This window comes from Nocardiopsis sp. FIRDI 009, from assembly GCF_003386285.1.
In the GTDB taxonomy this organism is placed as follows: Bacteria; Actinomycetota; Actinomycetes; order Streptosporangiales; family Streptosporangiaceae; genus Nocardiopsis.
Genome location: NZ_QPNC01000009.1, coordinates 1 through 20,861, shown reverse-complemented (window position 1 = coordinate 20,861; position 20,861 = coordinate 1). Strand labels below are relative to the sequence as shown.

The following is a 20,861-nucleotide window of genomic DNA, read 5'->3' as shown; positions in this document are numbered from 1 at the left end:
GTTACTGTCCTGCCAAAATCTGTCCGACATACCGAGCCACCGCACGTACGGCGCCCATCGTTCCCGGGTAGTCCATCCGGGTGGGACCCACGACTCCGATCTTGGCCAGCGACTGGTTTCCCACGCCGTAGTCGGCTGACACGATGGAGGTGGACCGCAGACCCTCGTGGAAGTTCTCCTCGCCGATGCGCACGGTCAGCATCGAAGGGTCCTTCGCCTCACCCAGCAAACGGATGAGGACCATGTTCTCTTCCAGCGCTTCCAGCACGTCCCGCAGACTGGCCGCGAAGTCCACCGCCGCGAGGTTGGCGGTGCCCGCCAGGACGATCTTCTCCTCGTGGCGCTCCACGAGGCTTTCCAACAGGACCGACAGGACCGACACCGCCATGTGGCGGTGCTCCGGGTCGACCTGGGCGGGCAGGTCGTCCACCGCGTCGGGGACGTCTCCGAGGGGGAGTCCCGCGATGGCCCGGTTCAGCATGGCGCGCAGATCATTGACGGCGCTCTCGCTGACCGAACCCAGTCCGTCGATGACCCTCTGCTCGACCCTGCCCGTGTTGGTGATCACGACCATCATGAGCCGCGGTCCGCCCAGGGGCACCAGCTCCACGTGCTGCACCGACGAACGGGTCAGGGACGGGTACTGCACGATCGCGACCTGGCGGGTGAGCTGGGCGAGCAGACGGACCGTGCGCGCGACGATCTCGTCGAGGTCCACCGCGCCCGTGAGGAAGGACTCGATGGCCCGCCGCTCGGCCGCCGAGAGCGGCTTGACCGAGGAGAGGCGGTCCACGAAGAGCCGGTAACCCTTGTCCGTCGGCACACGGCCGGCACTGGTGTGCGGTTGGGTGATGTAGCCGTCCTCCTCGAGGGCGACCATGTCGTTGCGGATGGTCGCGGGTGAAACCCCGAGTCGGTGTCGGTCCGCGAGAGCCTTGGAGCCAACGGGCTCGTTGGTGTTGACGAAGTCCTCAACGACCGCACGCAGGACCGCGAGCTTGCGCTCATCCAGCAACTCGTCACCTCCTGGCACTCCGTGGTCCTCAGTGCTAATTCTAAGCCCGGTCGCAAACGCCGTCTGCTACCCACGGGTAGTAACACCCCCGATCGGCCCCGATCTTCCCCGCCGGTCACGGTCCGACCGGGTCCGGACCGCGCCGGGAGAGTCGGTGCCGACGGCGCCGCGGAGCACACCAGTAGACTGCACGACCGTGGCTACCAAGGGAACCGGCCGCTACGGCCGCGACGTTCTGGCCCCGGATCGGCGGCGCCCCGGAGGGCGGGACGTCCCCGAGACACCCCTGAGCCGGGACCTGGTCGTGGAGGACGCCGAGGAGACCTTCTGCGGCGCCGTGGTGGCCTGGGACAAGGCGACCGTGACCCTGGAGGACCGGCACGGCCGCCGTCGGGTGTTCGACCTGGAACCGGCGGCCTTCCTGGTCGAGGGGCGGCCGGTGACGCTGGTGCGCCCCCCGGCCGGGCCGAGGGGGCCGCTGCGCAGCGCGTCGGGCTCGATCGCGGTGCCGGACGCGCGGGCGCGCACCGCCCGGGAGAGCCGGATCTACGTCGAGGGCGCGCACGACGCCGAACTCGTGGAGAAGGTCTGGGGACACGACCTGCGGGTGGAGGGTGTGGCCGTGGAGTTCCTGGAGGGGGTCGACGACCTGCCCTCGATCGTCGCGGACTTCTCCCCCGGCCCCGGCCGTCGGCTGGGGGTCCTGGTGGACCACCTCGTCCCCGGTTCCAAGGAGAGCAGGATCACCGAACGGGTGCGCGGTGAGCACGTCCTGGTGACCGGTCACCCCTACGTCGACGTCTGGCAGGCGGTGCGCCCCCGGGCCGTGGGGATCGAGCGCTGGCCCGAGGTGCCCAGGGGGACCCCCTGGAAGGAGGGGGTCGTCCGCGCCCTGGGGTGGCGGATGGAGACCGGCGCGGCCTGGCGCCGCATCCTGGGTTCGGTACGCTCCTACGCCGACCTGGAGCCGTCGCTGCTCGGTCGGGTCGAGGAGCTCATCGACTTCGTTACGGGACCGCACCCGGGTGAACACTAGGATTCTCCTCAGGCGACGGCGAGGACACCGCGTCCGGTCGTGCCGGTCGCCCGCCTCGGGCCCTCCCCGGTCGTCGGTACAGCCCCAGAGAACAACCGCACCCCAGCAGCGGAGCCAAGGAAGAGCATGAGCGAGACCCCGACGAACCCCCCGTCCCCGGAGGACCCGCAGGGCCAGCAGCCCGCACAGCCCCAGCAGTCTCCGCAGCAACAGGAAGAGTCCCATCCGCAGGCCCGGTCGCCGTACGCGCCCCAGACGGAGGGCGGCCAGCACTCGGGCGCCCAGGCGGCCTACGGACAGCCGTCGGGCGGACAACCTCCCTACGCGCCCCAGCACGACCCCGCGCAGCAGGGGTACGCCCAGCCCCAGCACGACCAGCAGGGCTTCCAGCAGCCCGCGACCGACCCCGCACAGCAGGGATACGCCCCCCAGGGGTACGCGCAGGCCCGGTCGCCGTACGCGCCCCAGACGGAGGGCGGCCAGCACTCGGGCGCCCAGGCGGCCTACGGACAGCCGTCGGGCGGACAGCCCCCCTACGCGCCCCAGCACGACCCCGCGCAGCAGGGGTACGCCCAGCCCCAGCACGACCAGCAGGGCTTCCAGCAGCCCGCGACCGACCCCGCACAGCAGCAGTTCCAGGGACAGCCGGGACAGGGCCAGCAGCCGTCGGGCGGGCAGCCGGGCTTCGCACCGCCGCCCCCCGCCCCCGGACAGCCCCAGCAGGGGTACGCCCAGCAACCGCCGGCGCCCCACGGCTACGCCCAGCCCGCGGCGGAGCAGTCGCCGTACGCGCCCCAGCCCGTCCAGGGCCAGCCCTCCTACGCGCCCGCCCAGCACCAGGCGTACCCGCAGCAGCCGGGACAGCCCCAGCAGCCCCCGTTCCCGGGCGGCCCGGCCGCCTACGGGCAGCCCGGCGGCCAGGCGCAGGCACCGGCCGGCGACGACGGCACCCTGGTGGCGATGATGGCGCATCTGTCCGGGTTCGTGATCGCCTTCCTCGGCTGGATCCCCCCGCTGGCGATCTACCTGGCCAAGCGGAACCAGTCCCCGGTCGTGCGCCACCACGCCTCCGAGGCGGCGAACTTCCAGCTCACCCTGCTCATCCCCTATGTTTTCGCCTGCGTGGTCTTCATCGGACTGGGTATCTTCTTCCCAGGGCTGGCCTGGATCGGCTCCGTACTGATCGCGCTGATCTGGATCCTCGCGATCGTCTTCGGGGTCGTGGGAGCGTCCAGGGCCAACAAGGGGACCACGTACCGCTACCCGGTGAGTATCCGCCTCCTGAAGTAGTCCCCCCGCCAGTGTCTGAGTGAGTCAGCACGAAGGGACACCGCCATGTCGCACCCGAACACGCCACCTCCTGAGGAGCCCGACGACCGGGAGCGGCGGCAACAGGGGCAGGAGGGGGCCGGCGGCCAGCCGCCGCCCCCCGGTCCGCAGGGCGGCGGCCAGCCCGGGTACGGGCCTCCGCCGGGCGCCCGTCCGCCCGGCGGGGAACCCGGCTACGGTCCGCCTCCCGGTGGCCACGCGCCGGGCGGGTACCAGCAGGGGGGCTACCCGCCCGGCGGATACCCGCAGGGCGGCTTCGAGCCCTCCTCGGCCACGACCGGCCAACCCAACCAGTCCGAACGGCAGATGGGCCTGATCGCCCACCTGGGCGGCGGGTTGGCCGGGTTCTTCTTCTCGGGGTTCGGCTGGATCGTCCCGTTGATCGTGTTCCTCGTCAAGAAGGACGAGTCGCCGTTCGTCCGGGACCAGTCGGTCCAGGCGCTCAACTTCCAGATCCTCGTCACGATCGGCATCGTGGTGTCCTGGCTGTTGACGATCGTGCTCATCGGCATCCTGACGTGGGTGGTCGTCGCCGTGGTCTGCCTGGTCCTGGGGATCCTCGGCGGCATGGCCGCCAACCGGGGCGAGTGGTACCGCTACCCGTTCAACGTCAACTGGGTGAAGTAGTCCGCGCCCGGAGGACTCAGGTCAGGTCCCGGACCACGGCGTCGGCGAGCAGGCGTCCCCGGCGGGTCAGGACGGCGCGTCCGGCCTCGTGCGCGGCGGCGTCGAGCAGGCCCTCCGCCACGGAGCGCCGCGCCGCCGCCCGTCCGTGCGGCTCCAACAGCTCCAGCGGGCACCCGTCCGCCACCCGCAGTTCCAGCAGAACGCGCTCGAACCGGCGCTCCTCGGCCGTGAGCACCTCACGCGCCTGCCCGGGGCTCGATCCGGCCGCCAGCCGCGCGGCGTAGGCGGCGGGGTGCTTGACGTTCCACCACCGGGTGCCGCCGACGTGGCTGTGCGCGCCCGGGCCGACGCCCCACCAGTGGCCGCCGGTCCAGTACAGCAGGTTGTGCCTGCTGCGCCCCTCGGGGGCGCGCGCCCAGTTGGACACCTCGTAGGGGGTGAACCCGGCCTCGGCGAGGACCTCGTCGGCCATGAGGTAGCGGTCGGCCATCGTGTCGTCGTCGGGTTCGGCCAGTTCCCCGCGGCGGACGCGTGCGGCCAGACGGGTGCCCTCCTCCACGATCAGCGAGTAGGCCGACACGTGGTCGGGGGCGGCCGAGACCGCGGCCGCCAGGGAGGCGGCCCAGTCGTCGTCGCTCTCACCGGGGGTGCCGTAGATCAGGTCGAGGTTGACGTGCTCGAACCCGGCCGCGCGGGCCCACTCCACACACCGCTCCGGCCGCCCCGGGGTGTGACCGCGCTCCAGGATCCGCAGCACGTGCGGTCGGGCGCTCTGCATGCCGAAGGAGACCCGGGTGAACCCGGCCTCACGCAACCGTGCCAGGTAGTCGGGGTCGACGGTCTCCGGGTTGGCCTCGGTCGTCAGTTCGGCGTCGGCGGCCAGGCCGAAGCGGTCGCGGATCGCGGCGACGATCCGTCCCAGGTCCTCGGCGGGGAGCAGGGTCGGCGTCCCGCCGCCGACGAACACCGTGCTCACCCGGGGGCGGTCGCCGCGCAGGAGGCGGTCGGCCAGCTCGACCTCGGCGACCGCCTGGTCGGCGTAGGTCTCTCGGGAAGCGGTGGCGGTGCCGTCGCGCGAGACCAGCTCGTCGGCGGTGTAGGTGTTGAAGTCGCAGTAGCCGCAGCGCGTGACACAGAACGGGACGTGGACGTAGAACCCGAGCGGCCGGTCGCCGAGCTCGGCGAGTGAGGACGCGGGCAGGTCCCCGGTCCGCGGGACGGGATCGCCGTCGAGGGCAACGGAAGGCATACCTCCAGTGTCACCGACCCGGGGGCGTGCTCACGCGGTCCCTTCTCGTCCATGCGGCCGCACCGGCTCGGGCGCGGCGAACGGCCTCACCCGCGCGGGGCCGCCTCCCGGGCGGAGCGCGCGCCGTCCGCGTCGGCGGGGGAGGCCACCCTGGCCTGGACGGGGGCGGTGGCGCGGGGCGGGGCGACGGCAGTGGAACCGCGCACGATCAGCTCGGGGTCGAACAGGTACTCGGTGCGGGAGACGGGGTGTCCGGCGATCTCGTCGCACAGGGCGCGGACCGCCGCCAGGGCCATCGCGTTGACCGGTTGGCGGACCGTGGTCAGCGGCGGGTCGGTGAACGCGATGAGCTGGGAGTCGTCGAAGCCGACCACGGAGAAGTCCTCGGGGACGCGCAGCCCGCGCTGGCGGGCGGCCCGGATGGCGCCCAGGGCCATCATGTCGGAGCCGCAGACCATCGCGGTGACGCCGCGCTCGACGAGGCGGACGGCCGCGGCGTGGCCGCCCTCGACGCCGAACAGGGACAGTTCCACCAGGTCGTCGCCGTCCAGGCCGTGCTGGGCCAGCGCCTGACGGTAGCCGTCGAGCTTGCGGCGGACGGGGACGTAGCGTTCCGGGCCGCTGGTGAAGCCGATCCGCGTGTGCCCCAGGGCGACCAGGTGGTTGACGGCCTGGCGGCCCGCCTCCCGGTCGTCGCAGGAGATGAAGGCGGCGGGGATGGTGTCGGCGTACCCGTTCACGAGCACGATGGGCAGGCGGCGGGTGACGAGGGCCTGGTAGCGCTCGTGGGAGGCGGAGGTGTCGGCGTGGCGGCCGGAGACGAAGAGGATGCCGGAGACGTTGCGCTCCAGCAGGAGTTCCACGTACTCGTCCTCCGTTATGCCGCCGGGGGTCTGGGTGCACAGGACCGGGGTGTAGCCGCGCTGGGCGAGGGCGCCCTCGGCCGCCTGGGCGAACATCGGGAAGACCGGGTTCTCCAGCTCCGGGATGACCATCCCGACGAGCCCCGCCGAGCGCTGCCGCAGCCGCGCGGGCCGCTCGTAGCCGAGGACGTCGAGCGCCGTCAGGACAGCCTTGCGGGTGTCGCTGCCGACGCCGGGCTTGTCGTTGAGCACCCGCGAGACCGTCGCTTCGCTGACGCCTGCGTGCCGCGCGATGTCGGCAAGTCGTGGACCCATGCGGACAACTCTAGTCGAGATCGCCGTCACATGATCGCAAGTAAGCGGTAATCTTGCGCAAGAAGTTGCAGACGCCCACTGGGAAGGACCCCCGTTCATGGAGCTCCAGGCACACTGGTGGCGCGACGCCGCCATCTACCAGATCTACGTGCGCAGCTTCGCCGACTCCAACGGCGACGGGGAGGGAGATCTGGCCGGCATCCGCGAGCGCCTCCCCCACCTCGTCGAACTGGGGGTCGACGCGATCTGGCTGACGCCCTTCTACGTCTCCCCGCTCGCCGACGGCGGGTACGACGTCGCCGACTACCGCGACGTCGACCCGCGCTTCGGCACCCTGGAGGACTTCGACGCCCTGCTCGCGGCCGCCCACGACCTCGGCCTCCGCGTGATCATCGACATCGTGCCCAACCACTCCTCGTCGGCGCACCGCTGGTTCCGCGAGGCCGTGGCCGCCGAACCGGGCAGCCCCGAGCGGGACCGGTACCTGTTCCGGGACGGCCGGGGCCCCGAGGGCGACGAGCCCCCCAACAACTGGAAGTCGATCTTCGGCGGCCCGGCCTGGACCCGCCTGAAGCGCCCCGACGGCACTCCGGAGCAGTGGTACCTGCACCTGTTCGACGCCGAACAGCCCGACTTCGACTGGACCAACCCCGAGGTCCACGACGAGTTCGACGACGTGCTGCGGTTCTGGTTGGAGCGCGGCGTGGACGGGTTCCGGATCGACGTCGCGCACGGCATGGTCAAGGACCCGGCCCTGCCCGACATCGCCGGGGACGCCAAGGCCGACCTGCTCGACGGCAGCACGACCCTGCCCTACTTCGACCAGGACGGCGTACACGAGATCTACCGCCGCTGGGCCGCGATCGCCGCGGAGTACCCCGGTGACCGCGCCATGGTGGCCGAGGCGTGGGTGGAGGACGCCGACCGGATCGCCCGCTACCTGCGCCCCGGCGAGCTGCACCAGGCGTTCAACTTCGAGTACCTGACGGCGCCGTGGGAGGCCGCCCGCCTGCGCGAGGTCATCGACCGCTCGCTGACGGCCAACGGGGCGGTGGGCGCCACGACCACCTGGGTGCTGTCCAACCACGACGTGACCCGCCACGCGACCCGCTTCGGCGGGGGCGAACGGGGACTGCGCCGGGCGCGCGCCGCCACGCTCCTCATGCTGGCCCTGCCCGGTTCGGTCTACCTGTACCAGGGAGAGGAGCTGGGCCTTCCCGAGGTCACGGACCTTCCCGAGGAGGCGTTGCAGGACCCCACGTGGGAGCGCTCGGGCCGCACCGAGCGCGGCCGTGACGGCTGCCGGGTTCCGCTGCCGTGGACGGAGGGGGCCTCCCCCTGCGGTTTCGGACCCGAGGGTTCCGAGCCGTGGCTGCCGATGCCGGAGGGGTGGGGCGGGCTCTCCCGTGCCGCCCAGCGCGGTGTCGAGGGTTCGACGCTGGAACTGTACAAGCGCGCGCTGCGGTTGCGGCGCGAGTCGGAGGCGCTCGGTGACGGCTCCATGACCTGGCTGGACGCTCCGGAGCACGTGCTGTACTTCGAGCGCGAGCCGGGTCTGCGGTGCGCGGTCAACCTCGGTGGTGAGCCGGTGGAGATCGCGGCGGCCGGCGAGGTGCTCGTCACCAGCGGTCCGGTGGAGGGGTCCGCCGGGGGATCGCTGACGTTGCCCGGCGACACGGCCGTGTGGTTCCGGGCCTAGCCGCCGCGCGGGCGCGGTGTCGGACGCCCGGCACCGCGCCCGCCGTCCCGCTCGGCCACGACGTGGGGAGACGACCCGGAGCGACACCCGCGTCACCCATCGTCGGTGGTCCACCGACCTGTTTCCCGGATGTTTCCGCATCTTTATCCACGGGGTCTGCAAAACCTTTCAATCTTTGCAAGTTATTGCTAATGTCACATCACCGCGCATGCTGTGACACACCAGGCTCCCGGCCCGGCACGTGCGCGCCCCATCTGTACGGCCTCCCGGAGGGAAGACACCATGAGATTCCGCAGCGCACCGGCGTTCGCAGGTCTCGCCGCGATCGCACTGGCGGCGACCGCCTGCGGCGGCGACACGGGCGACGGTGGTGAGACCACGGCCCAGGGAGAACTCGTCGTCTGGACCGACCCCGAGCGGGCCGACGCCGTCCAGGCCTCGGCCGAGCAGTTCTCCGAGGCCAACGGGATCGACGTCAGCGTGGACACCGTGGCCTTCGAGGACATGCAGGGGGACGTGCTCAACGCCCACCAGGCGGGCAACGCCCCGGACGTCTTCATCGGGGCCCACGACTGGACCGGCAACCTGGTGCGCAACGGCGCCGTCCAGCCGATCGAACTGCCCCAGGACCGGGCGGCCCTGCTCGACGAGACCTCCCTGGAGGCCATGTCGTTCGACGGTCAGCTCTTCGGTGTCCCCTACGCCCAGGAGAACCTCTTCCTGCTGCGCAACACCGCGCTCACGCCGGACGCCCCGCAGACCTTCGAGGAGATGGTCGAGGTCGGCTCCCAGCTCAAGGAGGACGGCGAGGTCAGCGAGGTCCTGTCCATGGCGGTCGGCCAGGAGGGCGACCCCTACCGGATGAACACCCTGTTCACCTCCGCCGGCGGCTATCTGTTCGGACAGGACGACACCGGAACCTGGGACCCGAGCGACCTCGGCGTCGGCACCGAGGAGTCGATCGAGGCCATGGAGCGGATCGCCGAGTACGGCGAGGCGGGCGAGGGCGTGCTCCGCCGCTCCATCACCCTCCAGAACTACGCCAGCCTGTTCTTCGACGAGGAGGCGGCCTTCCTCGTCGCGGGCCCGTGGGACCTGGCCAGCGCCGACGAGTCCGGGATCGACTACGCGATCAGCCCCGTCCCGGGCTTCGCGGACGGCGGCCCCGCCCAGCCCTACATCGGTTACCAGGGCTTCTTCGTGACCGAGGGCAGCGCCAACTCCGCGCTCGCCGAGGAGTTCGTGACCACCCTCGTCACCGACACCGACTTCATCCTCAGCCTGTACGAGGCCGACCCGCGCGTCCCGGTCCAGGCCGACGCCCTGGAGGCCGTCTCCGCGGACGACCCCAACGTCGCCGCGATCGCCGAGGCGGGCGCCGAGGGCATGCCGATGCCGTCCATCCCGGAGATGGGCGAGACCTGGCAGCCGCTGGGCGTCGCGCAGGCCGAGATCATCGGCGGCGGGGACGTGCGCGAGGCGATGGAGGCCGCCGCGCAGACGATCTCCGAGCAGATCGGCGAGTAGTCGTGACGGTCTCCGGTTCCGGCAAGGAGGGCGCCCCCGAGCAGGGGGCGCCCGCCCGCCCGTCGCCCTCCACCGCCCTCAACGGACGGCCTTCGGCCGCAGCACCCCCCTCTTCGTCGCCCTCCACCGCCCTCAACGGACGGCCTTCGGCCGCAGCACCCCCCTCTTCGTCGCCCTCCACCGCCCTCAACGGACGGCCTTCGGCCGCAGCACCCCCCTCTTCGTCGCCCTCCACCGCCGCCGACGGACGCCCGCGGCGCGGTGCCTCCCGGCCACCGCTGCCGGGCGGACGCTGGGCCGGCGACGGGTCGCTGGCGGGACGGGTCGTCAAGATCGGCCTGTTGGGGCTGTTCACCGCCCTGGGCGCGTGGGCGGTGCTCCCCCTCTACCTCGGCGACAACTGGCTCGGCATCGGGCTGGTCCTCGCCGTGCTGGGCCTGGTCTACTACGTCTACCTGTCCAGGCGCACGGTCCCGGCCAAGTACCTGGTGCCCGGTGTGCTGTTCCTGGTGGCCTTCCAGATCCTCCCGGTGCTCTACACGATGAGCACCTCGGTGACCAACATGAGCGACGGTCACCGCGGGAGCAAGGAACAGGCGATCAGCTCCATCGAGTCGATGTCCGTGACCCGCGCGCCCGACTCCGAGGAGTACGCCCTGACGGTCGCCACCACGGGCGACCCCGAGACGGGATCGCTGGTCTTCCTGCTCACCGACTCCGAGGGGCAGACCTACGCCGGAACGGCCGACGGCCTGGAGGACCTCGACGGCGCCACCGTCGACCCGGCCTCCGGCCGGGTCACCGAGGCGTTCGGCTACACGATCCTCACCCCGGCCCAGGTCAACACGCGCAGCGACGAGCTGGAGGAGTTCGCGGTCCCGACCGACAGCGGTGCGGGCATCCGCTCCAGCGGCCTGTCGACCGCCTTCGAGGGCAGCGCCGTCCGCGTCTACGACGCCGGGTGCGACTGCGTGACCGACACCGAGACCGGGCGGGTCTACACCGCCGACGACGAGCGCGGCGCGTTCGTCGACGAGGAGGGCGACCGGCTCCCGCAGGGCTGGCAGGTGAACGTGGGCCTGGACAACTTCGCCCGCTTCCTGCTCAACCCGTCCTTCGCGACGTCGTTCTTCGGCATCCTGGTGTGGAACATCGTCTTCGCCGTCTCCGTAACGTTCCTGGTCTTCGTGGTGGGCCTGGCCGTGGCACTGACCCTGCACGTGCCCCGCATGCGCGGCAAGGTCCTGTACCGGATCCTGGTGGTCCTGCCCTACGCCATGAGCTCGCTGGCCATGTACCTGCTGTGGCGGGACATGTTCAACACCGACTTCGGGCTGTTCAACCGCATGCTCGGGCTCGACGTGGACTGGTTCGGCAACCCGTGGAGCGCACGCGTCGCCGTCATCCTCACCAACGTGTGGCTCGGCTACCCGTACATGTTCCTCGTGGCCACGGGCGCGCTCCAGGCCATCCCGCGCGAACTGCAACAGGCGGCGCGCATCGACGGCGCGAACGCCTGGCAGTCCTTCCGGCACGTCACGCTGCCCCTGCTCATGGTGGCGATGACCCCGATCCTGGTCGCCGTGTTCGCGTTCAACTTCAACAACTTCAACGCCGTGTGGCTGCTGACCCGCGGCGGCCCGCTCTTCGCCGACAACTCCACGGCCGGGGCGACGGACCTGCTCATCACCTACACGTACCGGTTGGCGTTCAACGAGGCCACCGCCCAGTACGGGTACGCGGCCGCTCTGTCGGTGATGATCTTCGTCATCGTCTCGGTGATCTCCGTGGTGAGCCTGTGGCGGAGCCGGGCACTCAAGGAGGTGGACTGATGACGGCGAGCACCGGAGTCACGGCGCCGACCCGCCACCGCCGCACCGCGGCGGCCGGCTTCGCGCTGTGGGCCGCCCGGCTGGGCTGGCGGCACGCGGTCATGTGGCTGGTCGCGGGCTTCGCGCTCTTCCCCGTGCTGTTCGTGGTGTCGGCCGCGCTCAACCCGGTGGGGACGCTGAGCAGCGCGGAGCTGTGGCCGACGGGGGCGAGTCTGGGCAACGCGCGGGATCTGTTCCAGAACACCCCGTTCACCACGTGGTACGCGAACTCGCTGTTCTTCGCGCTCACCAACGCGGCGGTGACGGTGCTGTTGTCGGCGCTGGCGGCGTACGCGTTCAGCCGGATGCGGTTCAAGGGGCGCCGGGTGGGGCTGATCGGGCTCCTGGTGATCCAGATGTTCCCGCAGTTCCTGGCGATCGTCGCGATCTACCTGATGTTCTCCACCCTCGGCGAGTACTATCCCGCGATCGGGTTCGACACCCGGTGGGGGCTGCTGCTCGTGTACCTCGGCGGCGCGCTCAGCATCAACACGTGGCTGATGAAGGGGTTCTTCGACACCGTCCCCAAGGAGCTGGACGAGTCCGCCCAGATGGACGGGGCCACACACGCGCAGGTGTTCTTCCGGATCATGCTCCCGCTGGTCACTCCGGTCCTGGCGATCGTGGCGCTGCTGGTGTTCATCGCCACCATCAACGAGTTCCTGATGGCGAGCGTGTTCCTGCGCGACACGGACGCCAAGACGCTCGGGCTGGGGCTGTACCAACTGGTCGCCTCGCAGCGCAACGCCAACTTCGGGATGTTCGCCGTGGGCGCGATCATGCTGTCCCTGCCGACGCTGGCGGTGTTCTGGTTCCTCCAGCGGTTCATCACCGAGGGCCTGACCTCAGGAGCGGTCAAGGGCTGAGGACCAGGCCGGGGTCCGGTCCGTGCGTCGGCGCGAGGCGGAACGCACGGACCGGGGACCCCCTACTTCTTCTTCTTGTCCTCGCCGCCGGAGTCGGTGGACAGGGCGGAGATGAAGGCCTCCTGGGGGACTTCCACACGGCCGACCATCTTCATGCGCTTCTTGCCCTCCTTCTGCCGTTCCAGCAGCTTGCGCTTACGGCTGATGTCACCGCCGTAGCACTTGGCGAGCACGTCCTTGCGGATGGCGCGGATGTTCTCACGGGCGATCACCCGGGCGCCGATGGCCGCCTGCACGGGCACCTCGAACTGCTGCCGCGGGATCAGCTCGCGCAGCTTCTTGGTCATCTCGACGCCGTAGGCGTACGCCTTCTCCTTGTGCACGATCGCCGAGAAGGCGTCCACCGCCTCGCCCTGGAGCAGGATGTCCACCTTGACCAGGTCGGACTCCTGCTCGCCGGTGGGCTCGTAGTCGAGCGAGGCGTAGCCCTTGGTGCGCGACTTCAGGTGGTCGAAGAAGTCGAAGACGATCTCGGCCATGGGCAGCGTGTAGCGCATCTCCACGCGGTCCTCGGACAGGTAGTCCATGCCGTGGAGGGTGCCGCGCCGGTCCTGGCACAGCTCCATGATCTGGCCGATGTAGTCGGACGGGCTGAGCACCGTCCCCTTGACGACCGGCTCGAAGATCCTGGCGATCTTCCCGGCGGGGAACTCGCTGGGGTTGGTCACCACGTGCTCGGTGCCGTCCTCCATCTCCACCCGGTAGATCACGTTGGGCGCGGTGGAGATGAGGTCGAGGTTGAACTCGCGCTCCAGGCGGGCGCGGGTGATCTCCAGGTGCAGCAGACCGAGGAAGCCGCAGCGGAAACCGAAGCCGAGCGCGGCGGAGGTCTCCGGCTCGAACGCCAGCGAGGCGTCGTTGAGCTGGAGCTTCTCCAGGGCGTCGCGCAGCACCGGGTAGTCGGTGCCCTCGATCGGGTACAGGCCGGAGAAGACCATCGGCTTGGGGTCCTGGTACCCGGCGAGCATGTCGGTCGCGGGCGCGTTCAGGGAGGTGATCGTGTCACCGACCTTGGACTGGCGCACGTCCTTGACGCCCGTGATGATGTAGCCGACCTCGCCGACGCCCAGGCCGTCGCACTTCTTGGGCTCGGGCGAGCTGACGCCGATCTCCAGGATCTCGTGGGAGGCCCTGGTCGACATCATCTGGATGCGCTCGCGGGGGCTGAGCCTGCCGTCGACCACCCGGACGTAGGTGACGACGCCGCGGTAGGTGTCGTAGACCGAGTCGAAGATCATCGCGCGGGCGGGGGCGTCGGCGTCACCGACCGGCGGCGGCACCTGGTTGACGATCTCGTTGAGCAGCTCCTCGACGCCCTCACCGGTCTTGGCGCTGACCTTGAGCACGTCGGAGGGGTCGCAGCCGATGATCCCGGCGAGCTCCTCGGCGTACTTCTCCGGCTGCGCGGCCGGAAGGTCGATCTTGTTGAGCACCGGGATGATGGCGAGGTCGTTCTCCAGCGCCATGTAGAGGTTGGCGAGGGTCTGCGCCTCGATGCCCTGCGCGGCGTCCACCAGCAGGATGGCGCCCTCGCAGGCGGCCAGTGAGCGCGACACCTCGTAGGTGAAGTCGACGTGGCCGGGGGTGTCGATCAGGTCGAGCGTGTACGTCCTGTCGTCGAGCGCGGTGAAGGGGATCCGCACCGCCTGCGACTTGATGGTGATGCCGCGCTCGCGCTCGATGTCCATGCGGTCCAGGTACTGGGCGCGCATCTGGCGGTCCTCGACGACCCCGGTGATCTGGAGCATCCGGTCGGCCAGCGTCGACTTGCCATGGTCGATGTGCGCGATGATGCAGAAGTTGCGGATCAGCGCGGGATCGGTCCAGTTCGGCTGTGCCACCGTGCTCCGTTCACAGGTTGGGTCCGGGTCCCGGGCGGGCCGTGGGCTCCGCCCCGCCGCGGCTCGGTCCGACGGCGTCGTCCATCATCCCACGGGGACGGGGTCGTCATCTCCGTGGACGGCCGCGGCCCGTACGGCAGTATGGGCCGCGGGTTCGGGACTGGTGTCCAGATTATGCGACGTGGGGCCGGGAACGGGCCGTCGGGAGGCGCGCCGAGCGCGCGGGGGCGAGAACCGGGAGGAAACGGTCCGTTGAGGTGGCTTCTGACACGGGTACTGGCCGGGCTGGCGGCCGTCGCGGTGGTTCTGGTGGGGAGCGCGGCGCTCCTGGGATACCAGTTCACCGGGGAGCCCGCTCCGTGGGCGTCCTCTCAGGGCGCCGACGCGGCCTGGGTGGGCTCGTGGGAGGACACGGACGCGTTGGACGCCCTGCTGGCGACCGGCGGTGTGGACACCCTGTACGTGTACGCGGGCGCCGTCGGCGCCGACGGGGGTGTCGAACGCGAGCCCGGCACCGGGGACCTGCTGTCGTGGCTGGCGGCCGAGTACCCGGACGTACGGGCGCTGGCGTGGCTGCGACACGTGACGGAGGGCTCCTCGCTGATCCGGGACCGGTTCGACGAGGAGGCCCGGGCGGCGCTGGCGGTCGGGGCCGCCGAGGTGGCCGCGGACGGTTTCGCCGGTCTGCACCTGGAGATCCGGCCCGTGACCGTCAACGACCCCTCGGTACCGGAACTGATGGGCATGGTGCGGGAGGAGTTGGGCGAGGACGCGGTCTTCTCGGTCCAGGCCCAGCACGTCGAACTGGTGCCGGGCGGACGTGTGCCGTCGTTCGTGGCCGGGGGCGAGGAGAAGTACTGGTCGGCGGGGTACCTGGACCGGGTGACCGAGGACGCGGACGAGGTCGTCCTCCCCGGTGTGGGCGCGGGCATGCCCATGGACGTCCTGTACGGGGGGTTCATGGTGCGTCAGGTGACCGAGGGGGTGGCGGCGCTCGCGGACCGGGGCGAGGTGGCGGTCCGGTTCGGGCTGCCGACCCACACGAGCGGGAAGTGGGGGCCGGTCGAGGACACCGAGTCGGTCGCGACCGCGCTCACCGGGATCCGCCTGGGGATGACGCGCGTGGAGCCGCCGGAGGGGATGACCCTGGGGGTGGCGCTGTACGTGGCGGACGAGGCGGACCGGGAGGACCTGACGGCCTACACGGCGGGGTGGTTGCTCTCGTGAGGAGGGCGGAACGTTCCGCCCGGGGACGGGGCCGCGCGGAGGATGCACGAAGTGGTGCGCGTATACGGCATACTGGAAGTCCGTGTCTCGGACCTCCGCGCTCGAATGAGAGCCCTGAGGACTCACACCCTGTGTCGGCGCCCACGCTGGCCGCTCGTGGTACGGCTGCCCACGAGCTGAGCCGCTGGTCGGTCCGGCGCGATGATCAAGATTAACTGGAGCACGTTTTCGCATGGCGAACATCAAGTCGCAGAAGAAGCGCATTCGGCAGAACGAGAAGGCTCGTGTCCGCAACCAGGCGGTGCGCTCTTCGCTGAAGACGGCCATCCGCAGGTTCCGTGAGGCCGCCGAGGCCGGCAACGTCGAGCAGGCCGTCGTCGCCCAGCGCGCCGCCGCGCGTGCGCTGGACAAGGCGCACAGCAAGGGCGTCATCCACAAGAACCAGGCCGCGAACCGCAAGAGCGCGATCGCCAAGCGCCTGCACCAGCTTCAGTCCGCCCAGGGCTGAACCCTGACGGGCGGGGCCCGGTCCGGCGTGCACGCCGGACCGGGCCCTTCGTCGTTCCCGGGGGCGGTCGTCGCCCCCTCACGACCGTCGGCCGGAGGAACGCTCGGCCCCGGGAGGGCCGTTCCCGACCGGGAGGCCGAGTTATCCACAGATGGAAATCGGGCGCTGACACCGTGTAGGCGTCCTTCCTAGCGTTGACGGCATGAGCCTTCAGCGCCGTGTCCGACGCCGTTCCTCCGTCCCCGACCCCCGTGAGCGGCTCCGTGCGCTCGCCCCGGGCGCCGTTCCCGGCACCGGGCCGTGGCCGCCCGACCCGACTCCGTCCGCCCCCGTCCCGGACGGGTCGTACGCCCCCGCGCCGTGCCCGCCCGCCGAGGGGGCCGAACCGTCGCCACCGGACGCGCCCGCGATCCCCAGCGCCCCCTACGCGGTGGCGGCGCCGGAGGCGGATCGGGACACGGAGACCGGAGCAGGCCCGAACGCCCCGGCCGGGGACGCGGGCGCTCCGCTCAGCGGCACGGACGCCCCGACCGGCCGTACGGGGGACCCTCCGGTCACGTCACCGTCCCCCGAGGCGTCGCCGTGGGCTCCGGAGGCCGCGTGGCGGTCGGACGCCGCGGGCCTCGGAGCGGAGCGGTCCGCCGAGGGGACCCGGGGCGCGGAGGCCGAGCGGCGGGACCGGACCGCCCGCCCGCCGTCGGGGTACGAGGAGATCCGCCCCGAACCGCCCGGGTCGCTCCTGGCCCGGATCGTCGAGCGGTGGCCGGCCGGAGCCGCTCCGTCGCGGCGTGCCGTGCTCGCCCTGACCGTCCTGGGTCTGATCGCCGTGGGAGCCGCCCTGCTCGCCCTGCGCGACCGGCCCGAGGAGGTGACGGCGGAGGCGGTCGCCGCGGCCTCCCCCGCCGGAGGAACCGCGGCGGCCGCCGCGTCCGGGACGGAGACCGGGGGTGCGGACGGGAGGGACGGCACGGGCGCCGCCGCCCCGCCGGAGGACCTCGTCGTCCACGTGGGTGGGAAGGTCGCCGAGCCCGGGCTGTACACGGTGCCCGCGGGTTCCCGGGTGGCCGACGCCGTGGCGCGGGCGGGCGGTGCCCTCCCGGACACCGACCTGGACACCCTCAACCTCGCCCGCCCTCTGGTCGACGGCGAACAGGTCCTGGTGGGCGTCCCGGCTGCCGGGGGCGCGGGCGAGGCCGCGGGGGCCGGAGGGCCGGTGAACATCAACCGGGCCGACGTCACCGCGTTGACCCGGCTTCCCCGGGTCGGCGAGGTCATCGCCGCCGAGATCGTCGCCCACCGGGAGACCCACGGTCCCTTCGCCAGCGTCGACGCGCTGGTCGAGGTGAACGGCATCGGGGACCGGACGCTGGAGACCCTCCGACCGCACGTGACGGTGGGGTGAGCGCGGTGGCGACATGGCTCGGAACGGACGCCCTCGGCCTGCGGAACCCGCCCGACCCACGGCTGCTCCTCCCGGCGGCCACGGCGTGGATCACCGCCCTGGGCGCGCTGTCGGTGCCGCCACGGGTGGCGTGGAGCCTCGCGGTGGTCTGCGGGTGCGTCGCGGCGGGGGTGTACGTGTGGACGCGGACTTCGGGGCGGGTCGTGGCCCTCACCGTCGTGGCCGCCCTGGTCTGCGCTGCGACGGTGGCGGCGGTGACCGGCGCCCACGTGGCGCGGGAGGCGGGCAGCGCGGCGGCGCGGGCGGCCGCCCGGGAGCGGGAGGCCGAGTTCGAAGCGACCGTCCGGGAGGATCCGCGGGCCCGGGCGGGAACGCCCCGACCCGGACGCGCGGAGTGGGTCGTCGGCTCCCGCACCACCTGGGTGCACGTCGACGGGCACAGGCGCGCCTCCCGGGCGCGGGTGGTGGTGCTGGCCTCGGACCCACGATGGCGCGGCCTGTTGCCGGGGCAGTCCTTCCGCGCCCGGGGTGTGTTCCTCCCGGCGGAGGACGACCCGCTCACCTCGGCGCTCGTCCTGGTCCGGGGACCGCCGGAGCGGGTGACGGAACCGAGTGGCCCGCAGTCGCTGGCCGGTCGGGTGCGCGCGGGTCTGCGCGAGGCCGCCTCCGCCCTCCCCCAGCCGGAACGCGGACTGCTTCCCGCTCTGGTGGTCGGGGACGTGTCGCTCCTGCGCGAGGAGACCGCCGAGGACTTCCGGGCGACCGGGATGACCCATCTGCTGACCGTGTCCGGCGCGAACCTGGCGGTCCTGACGGGGTTCGTGCTCGGGCTCGCCCGGTGGCTGCGGGCTCCCCGATGGTGCTCGGTGGCGGGCGGGGCACTGATGATCTGGCTGTTCGTCCTGGTGTGCCGACCGGAGCCCAGTGTGGTCCGGGCAGCCTTCATGGGTTCGCTCGCCCTGTTGGCACTGGCCACCGGACGCTCCCATGCGGCGCTGGGCGCGCTGAGCGTCACCGTGGTGGGCGTCCTGTTCGTCTCCCCGGGGCTGGCGGGCTCCTTCGGGTTCGCCCTGTCGGTGCTGGCCACGGCGGGCATCCTGCTGCTGGTCCCGTCCTGGACCCGGGTGTGGTCGCGGCGGATGCCGCACCCACTGGCCGAGGCCGTCGCGGTCGCCGTGGCCGCCCAGGTGGCGGTCGCCCCGGTACTGGTGCTGTTGTCGGGGGAGGTCGCGTGGGTGGCGGTACCCGCCAACGTGCTCGCGGCGCCGGTCGTCGCGTCGGTGACCGTCGCGGGCTTCGTGCTCGCGGTGCTGTCCGTGCTCTGGCCGGTCGGGGCGGCGGTCGCCGCGCAGCCGCCCGGGTGGGGCGTGGCGTGGGTCGCGTGGGTCGCGCGGACGGGGGCCCGGGTGCCGTACGGCGCGCTGCCGTGGCGGGCGGACGTGGTGGGCGCCCTGTTCCTGGCCTGCGTCCTGCTCGTCCTGGTCCTGGCCCGGGGATGGGTGCTGCGGGTGGTCGCGGCGGTGGTGGTCACCGTGCTGCTGCTGTTCCTGGCGGTGCGGTGCGTGCCCGGGGGGTGGCCGCCGGTGGGCTGGACCCTGGTCGCCTGCGACGTGGGGCAGGGGGACGCGTTCGTGCTGTCGGCGGGCGGCGGCGCGGCGGTGGTGGCCGACACCGGGGAGGACCCCGCCGTGGTCGACGACTGCCTGGACCGGTTGGGGGTGCGGGAGGTTCCGTTGCTCGTCCTCAGCCACGACCACGCCGACCACGTGGACGGGACGCCGGGAGTCCTGCGGCACCGCCGGGTCGACGCGGCGCTGGCGCCGGCCGGGTTCGACGGCACCGCGACCGGACGCCTGCTGGCGGAGGCGGACGTGGACCTGTGGGAGGGGGAACGCGGCCGGTCCTTCCGGGTCGGCCCCTGGCTGCTGCGGGTGCTGTGGCCCCCGCCGGGCCACACCGGGTCGGTCAACGACGGGTCAGTCGTGGTGCGGGCCGACGGAGCGGCGATGTCGGTGCTGCTGACCGGGGACATCGAGGAGGAGGCCCAGGCGAGGCTGCTCACCGCCCCGGAGGCCGACCTGCTCGCGGTGACCGTCCTGACCGCTCCGCACCACGGTGCGGGGACCCAGGACCCGGACTTCCTGGCGGCCACCGACCCGGTGGTGACGGTGACGTCGGTCGGCGCGGACAACCCGTACGGGCACCCGTCCCCGTACACGTGGGCGCTGCTGGAGCGGCTCGGGCGGATCAACCTGCGCACCGACCGTGACGGGGACGTCGCCGTCCTGGGCGGCACCGGCTCCGACCCCGTACGGGCCGTCGTACGCGGTCCCGATCCGCGGCGGTGAGCACCGATCGCGTCCGGTCGGTCGGTGGAACGTGGCATCCTCGGTGTATGCCTGCAGCCGCACCCGTCACCGTGATCGTCGGTACCGAGGAGCTCCTCGTCGACCGAGCCGTGGCCGCCGCGGTCGCGGCGGTCCGCGAGACCGACCCCGACGTGGACGTCCACGATCTGATGCCCGCCCAGGTCGGTCCGTCCACACTCGTCGAGGTCACCTCGCCCTCCCTGTTCGGTGACCGTCGCGTGGTGGTGCTGCGCTCCGCACACGACCTCACCAAGGATCTGGCGGCGACCGTCACGGACTACCTCAAGGCTCCGGCCGACGACGTCCACCTGGTCCTCACCCACGCCGGAGGCGCCAAGGGCAAGGCGCTGCTCCAGACGGCGGTGAAGGCGGGCGCCCACAGGGTGGACTGCAAGGGGCCCACGAAGGGCCCGGAGCGGGTGGCGTTCGTCAAGGGCGAGTTCTCCGCGGCCGGCCGGCAGATCACGTCGGACGCCGCGCAGGCACTGGTGGACGCGGTCGGCACCGAGCTGCGGGAGATCGCCGCCGCGTGCACCCAGCTGATCGCCGACACCGAGGGCCGGGTGGACGCCGCCGCCGTGGCCCGCTACCACTCCGGGAAGGCCGAGGCGTCCGGGTTCTCGGTCGCCGACCGCGCCGTCGAGGGCCGGTTGCCGGAGGCGTTGGAGCAGCTGCGGTGGTCCCTGGCGGTGGGCACCGCCCCGGTGCTGATCAACAGCGCGCTCGCGGGCGCGGTGCGCGGCATCGCCGTGGCGTCCCAGCCGCAGCGGGGCACGAGCGAGGCGGAGCTGGCCAAGCGGGCCAAGGTGCCGCCGTGGAAGATGCGCACCCTGCGGCAGCAGGCCCGCGGCTGGTCACCGGCGGGGATCACCCGCGCCATGAGCGTGGTCGCCGAGACCGACGCGCTCATCAAGGGCGCGGGCCGCGATCCCGAGTACGCCCTGGAGCGGGCGGTGATCGAGATCGCCCGGGCCCGCGGCACCCGCTGACGGCAGAGGCGCCGCGGCCGAAGGCCGTCCGTTGAGGGTGGTGGAGGGCGACGAAGAGGGAGGCGCCG

16 protein-coding genes are annotated in these 20,861 nt (G+C 72.2%); 12 read left to right on the top strand and 4 right to left on the bottom strand.

Translation table 11 applies throughout. The features are described 5' to 3' along the window. Position 1 precedes the first annotated feature (1 nt). Complete coding sequence (gene hrcA / locus DVR05_RS06815; RefSeq protein WP_116244971.1) at positions 2-1,015, bottom strand: heat-inducible transcriptional repressor HrcA; 1,014 nt, start codon at positions 1,013-1,015, stop codon at positions 2-4. A gap of 196 nt (positions 1,016-1,211) precedes the next feature. On the opposite strand from hrcA, the gene DVR05_RS06810 reads away from it, so the two are divergent. The 3 genes from DVR05_RS06810 to DVR05_RS06800 all read left to right on the top strand — a co-directional run bounded on the left by DVR05_RS06810 (position 1,212) and on the right by DVR05_RS06800 (position 4,007). Next, on the top strand, positions 1,212-2,051 hold the full coding sequence (locus DVR05_RS06810; protein ID WP_116244970.1) for a DUF3097 domain-containing protein: 840 nt from the start codon (positions 1,212-1,214) through the stop codon (positions 2,049-2,051). A gap of 960 nt (positions 2,052-3,011) precedes the next feature. Further along, the gene (locus DVR05_RS06805; protein ID WP_116245327.1) at positions 3,012-3,341 is read left to right on the top strand and encodes a DUF4870 domain-containing protein; all 330 of its coding nucleotides are present in this window, start codon (positions 3,012-3,014) and stop codon (positions 3,339-3,341) included. Positions 3,342-3,386: 45 nt separating this feature from the next. Next, a complete protein-coding gene (locus DVR05_RS06800) occupies positions 3,387-4,007 on the top strand; it encodes a DUF4870 domain-containing protein (protein ID WP_116244969.1) in 621 nt (206 codons plus the stop codon). Between the two features lie 16 nt (positions 4,008-4,023). Here DVR05_RS06800 and hemW read toward each other — a convergent pair whose 3' ends face one another. Together hemW and DVR05_RS06790 are read right to left on the bottom strand one after the other, a co-directional pair. Further along, the gene (gene hemW / locus DVR05_RS06795) at positions 4,024-5,256 is read right to left on the bottom strand and encodes a radical SAM family heme chaperone HemW (RefSeq protein WP_116244968.1); all 1,233 of its coding nucleotides are present in this window, start codon (positions 5,254-5,256) and stop codon (positions 4,024-4,026) included. An 86-nt stretch (positions 5,257-5,342) separates the two neighbouring features. Next, the gene (locus tag DVR05_RS06790) at positions 5,343-6,434 is read right to left on the bottom strand and encodes a LacI family DNA-binding transcriptional regulator (protein ID WP_116244967.1); all 1,092 of its coding nucleotides are present in this window, start codon (positions 6,432-6,434) and stop codon (positions 5,343-5,345) included. Positions 6,435-6,531: 97 nt separating this feature from the next. On the opposite strand from DVR05_RS06790, the gene DVR05_RS06785 reads away from it, so the two are divergent. The 4 genes from DVR05_RS06785 to DVR05_RS06770 all read left to right on the top strand — a co-directional run bounded on the left by DVR05_RS06785 (position 6,532) and on the right by DVR05_RS06770 (position 12,397). Continuing rightward, positions 6,532-8,133, top strand: a complete 1,602-nt coding sequence (locus DVR05_RS06785; protein WP_116244966.1) for a glycoside hydrolase family 13 protein — start codon at positions 6,532-6,534, stop codon at positions 8,131-8,133. 282 nt (positions 8,134-8,415) lie between these two features. Next, positions 8,416-9,660, top strand: coding sequence for an extracellular solute-binding protein (locus DVR05_RS06780; RefSeq protein ID WP_116244965.1), 1,245 nt, complete (start codon positions 8,416-8,418; stop codon positions 9,658-9,660). A 278-nt stretch (positions 9,661-9,938) separates the two neighbouring features. Beyond that, positions 9,939-11,492 (top strand): ABC transporter permease subunit, encoded by a 1,554-nt coding sequence (locus DVR05_RS06775; protein WP_116245326.1) that lies wholly within the window; start codon positions 9,939-9,941, stop codon positions 11,490-11,492. After that, entirely contained in the window at positions 11,492-12,397 is a 906-nt protein-coding gene (locus tag DVR05_RS06770) for a sugar ABC transporter permease (protein ID WP_116244964.1), read from the top strand. The genes DVR05_RS06775 and DVR05_RS06770 overlap by 1 nt, the downstream gene beginning before the upstream one ends. Positions 12,398-12,459: 62 nt before the next feature. Here DVR05_RS06770 and lepA read toward each other — a convergent pair whose 3' ends face one another. Then, the gene (gene lepA / locus DVR05_RS06765) at positions 12,460-14,298 is read right to left on the bottom strand and encodes a translation elongation factor 4 (protein WP_116244963.1); all 1,839 of its coding nucleotides are present in this window, start codon (positions 14,296-14,298) and stop codon (positions 12,460-12,462) included. A 252-nt stretch (positions 14,299-14,550) separates the two neighbouring features. Between lepA and DVR05_RS06760 the strand changes: the two genes are divergently transcribed. The 5 genes from DVR05_RS06760 (at position 14,551) to holA (ending at position 20,793) form a co-directional block, all read left to right on the top strand. Next, complete coding sequence (locus DVR05_RS06760; protein ID WP_116244962.1) at positions 14,551-15,525, top strand: hypothetical protein; 975 nt, start codon at positions 14,551-14,553, stop codon at positions 15,523-15,525. 232 nt (positions 15,526-15,757) lie between these two features. Then, the gene (rpsT, locus tag DVR05_RS06755) at positions 15,758-16,033 is read left to right on the top strand and encodes a 30S ribosomal protein S20 (RefSeq protein ID WP_116244961.1); all 276 of its coding nucleotides are present in this window, start codon (positions 15,758-15,760) and stop codon (positions 16,031-16,033) included. 202 nt (positions 16,034-16,235) lie between these two features. Beyond that, positions 16,236-17,435, top strand: coding sequence for a ComEA family DNA-binding protein (locus tag DVR05_RS06750; protein WP_116244960.1), 1,200 nt, complete (start codon positions 16,236-16,238; stop codon positions 17,433-17,435). Between the two features lie 5 nt (positions 17,436-17,440). Beyond that, on the top strand, positions 17,441-19,783 hold the full coding sequence (locus tag DVR05_RS06745; protein WP_116245325.1) for a ComEC/Rec2 family competence protein: 2,343 nt from the start codon (positions 17,441-17,443) through the stop codon (positions 19,781-19,783). Positions 19,784-19,830: 47 nt separating this feature from the next. Then, entirely contained in the window at positions 19,831-20,793 is a 963-nt protein-coding gene (holA, locus tag DVR05_RS06740; protein WP_116244959.1) for a DNA polymerase III subunit delta, read from the top strand. Positions 20,794-20,861: the final 68 nt, after the last annotated feature.

Bases quoted from the DNA above. Each gene is read 5' to 3' on its own strand.
- DVR05_RS06805 (WP_116245327.1), top strand. From the start codon at position 3,012: ATGATGGCGCATCTGTCCGGGTTCGTGATCGCCTTCCTCGGCTGGATC.
- DVR05_RS06800 (WP_116244969.1), top strand. From the start codon at position 3,387: ATGTCGCACCCGAACACGCCACCTCCTGAGGAGCCCGACGACCGGGAG.
- hemW (WP_116244968.1), bottom strand. From the start codon at position 5,256: ATGCCTTCCGTTGCCCTCGACGGCGATCCCGTCCCGCGGACCGGGGAC.
- DVR05_RS06790 (WP_116244967.1), bottom strand. From the start codon at position 6,434: ATGGGTCCACGACTTGCCGACATCGCGCGGCACGCAGGCGTCAGCGAA.
- DVR05_RS06785 (WP_116244966.1), top strand. From the start codon at position 6,532: ATGGAGCTCCAGGCACACTGGTGGCGCGACGCCGCCATCTACCAGATC.
- DVR05_RS06780 (WP_116244965.1), top strand. From the start codon at position 8,416: ATGAGATTCCGCAGCGCACCGGCGTTCGCAGGTCTCGCCGCGATCGCA.
- DVR05_RS06770 (WP_116244964.1), top strand. From the start codon at position 11,492: ATGACGGCGAGCACCGGAGTCACGGCGCCGACCCGCCACCGCCGCACC.
- rpsT (WP_116244961.1), top strand. From the start codon at position 15,758: ATGGCGAACATCAAGTCGCAGAAGAAGCGCATTCGGCAGAACGAGAAG.
- DVR05_RS06750 (WP_116244960.1), top strand. From the start codon at position 16,236: ATGAGCCTTCAGCGCCGTGTCCGACGCCGTTCCTCCGTCCCCGACCCC.
- holA (WP_116244959.1), top strand. From the start codon at position 19,831: ATGCCTGCAGCCGCACCCGTCACCGTGATCGTCGGTACCGAGGAGCTC.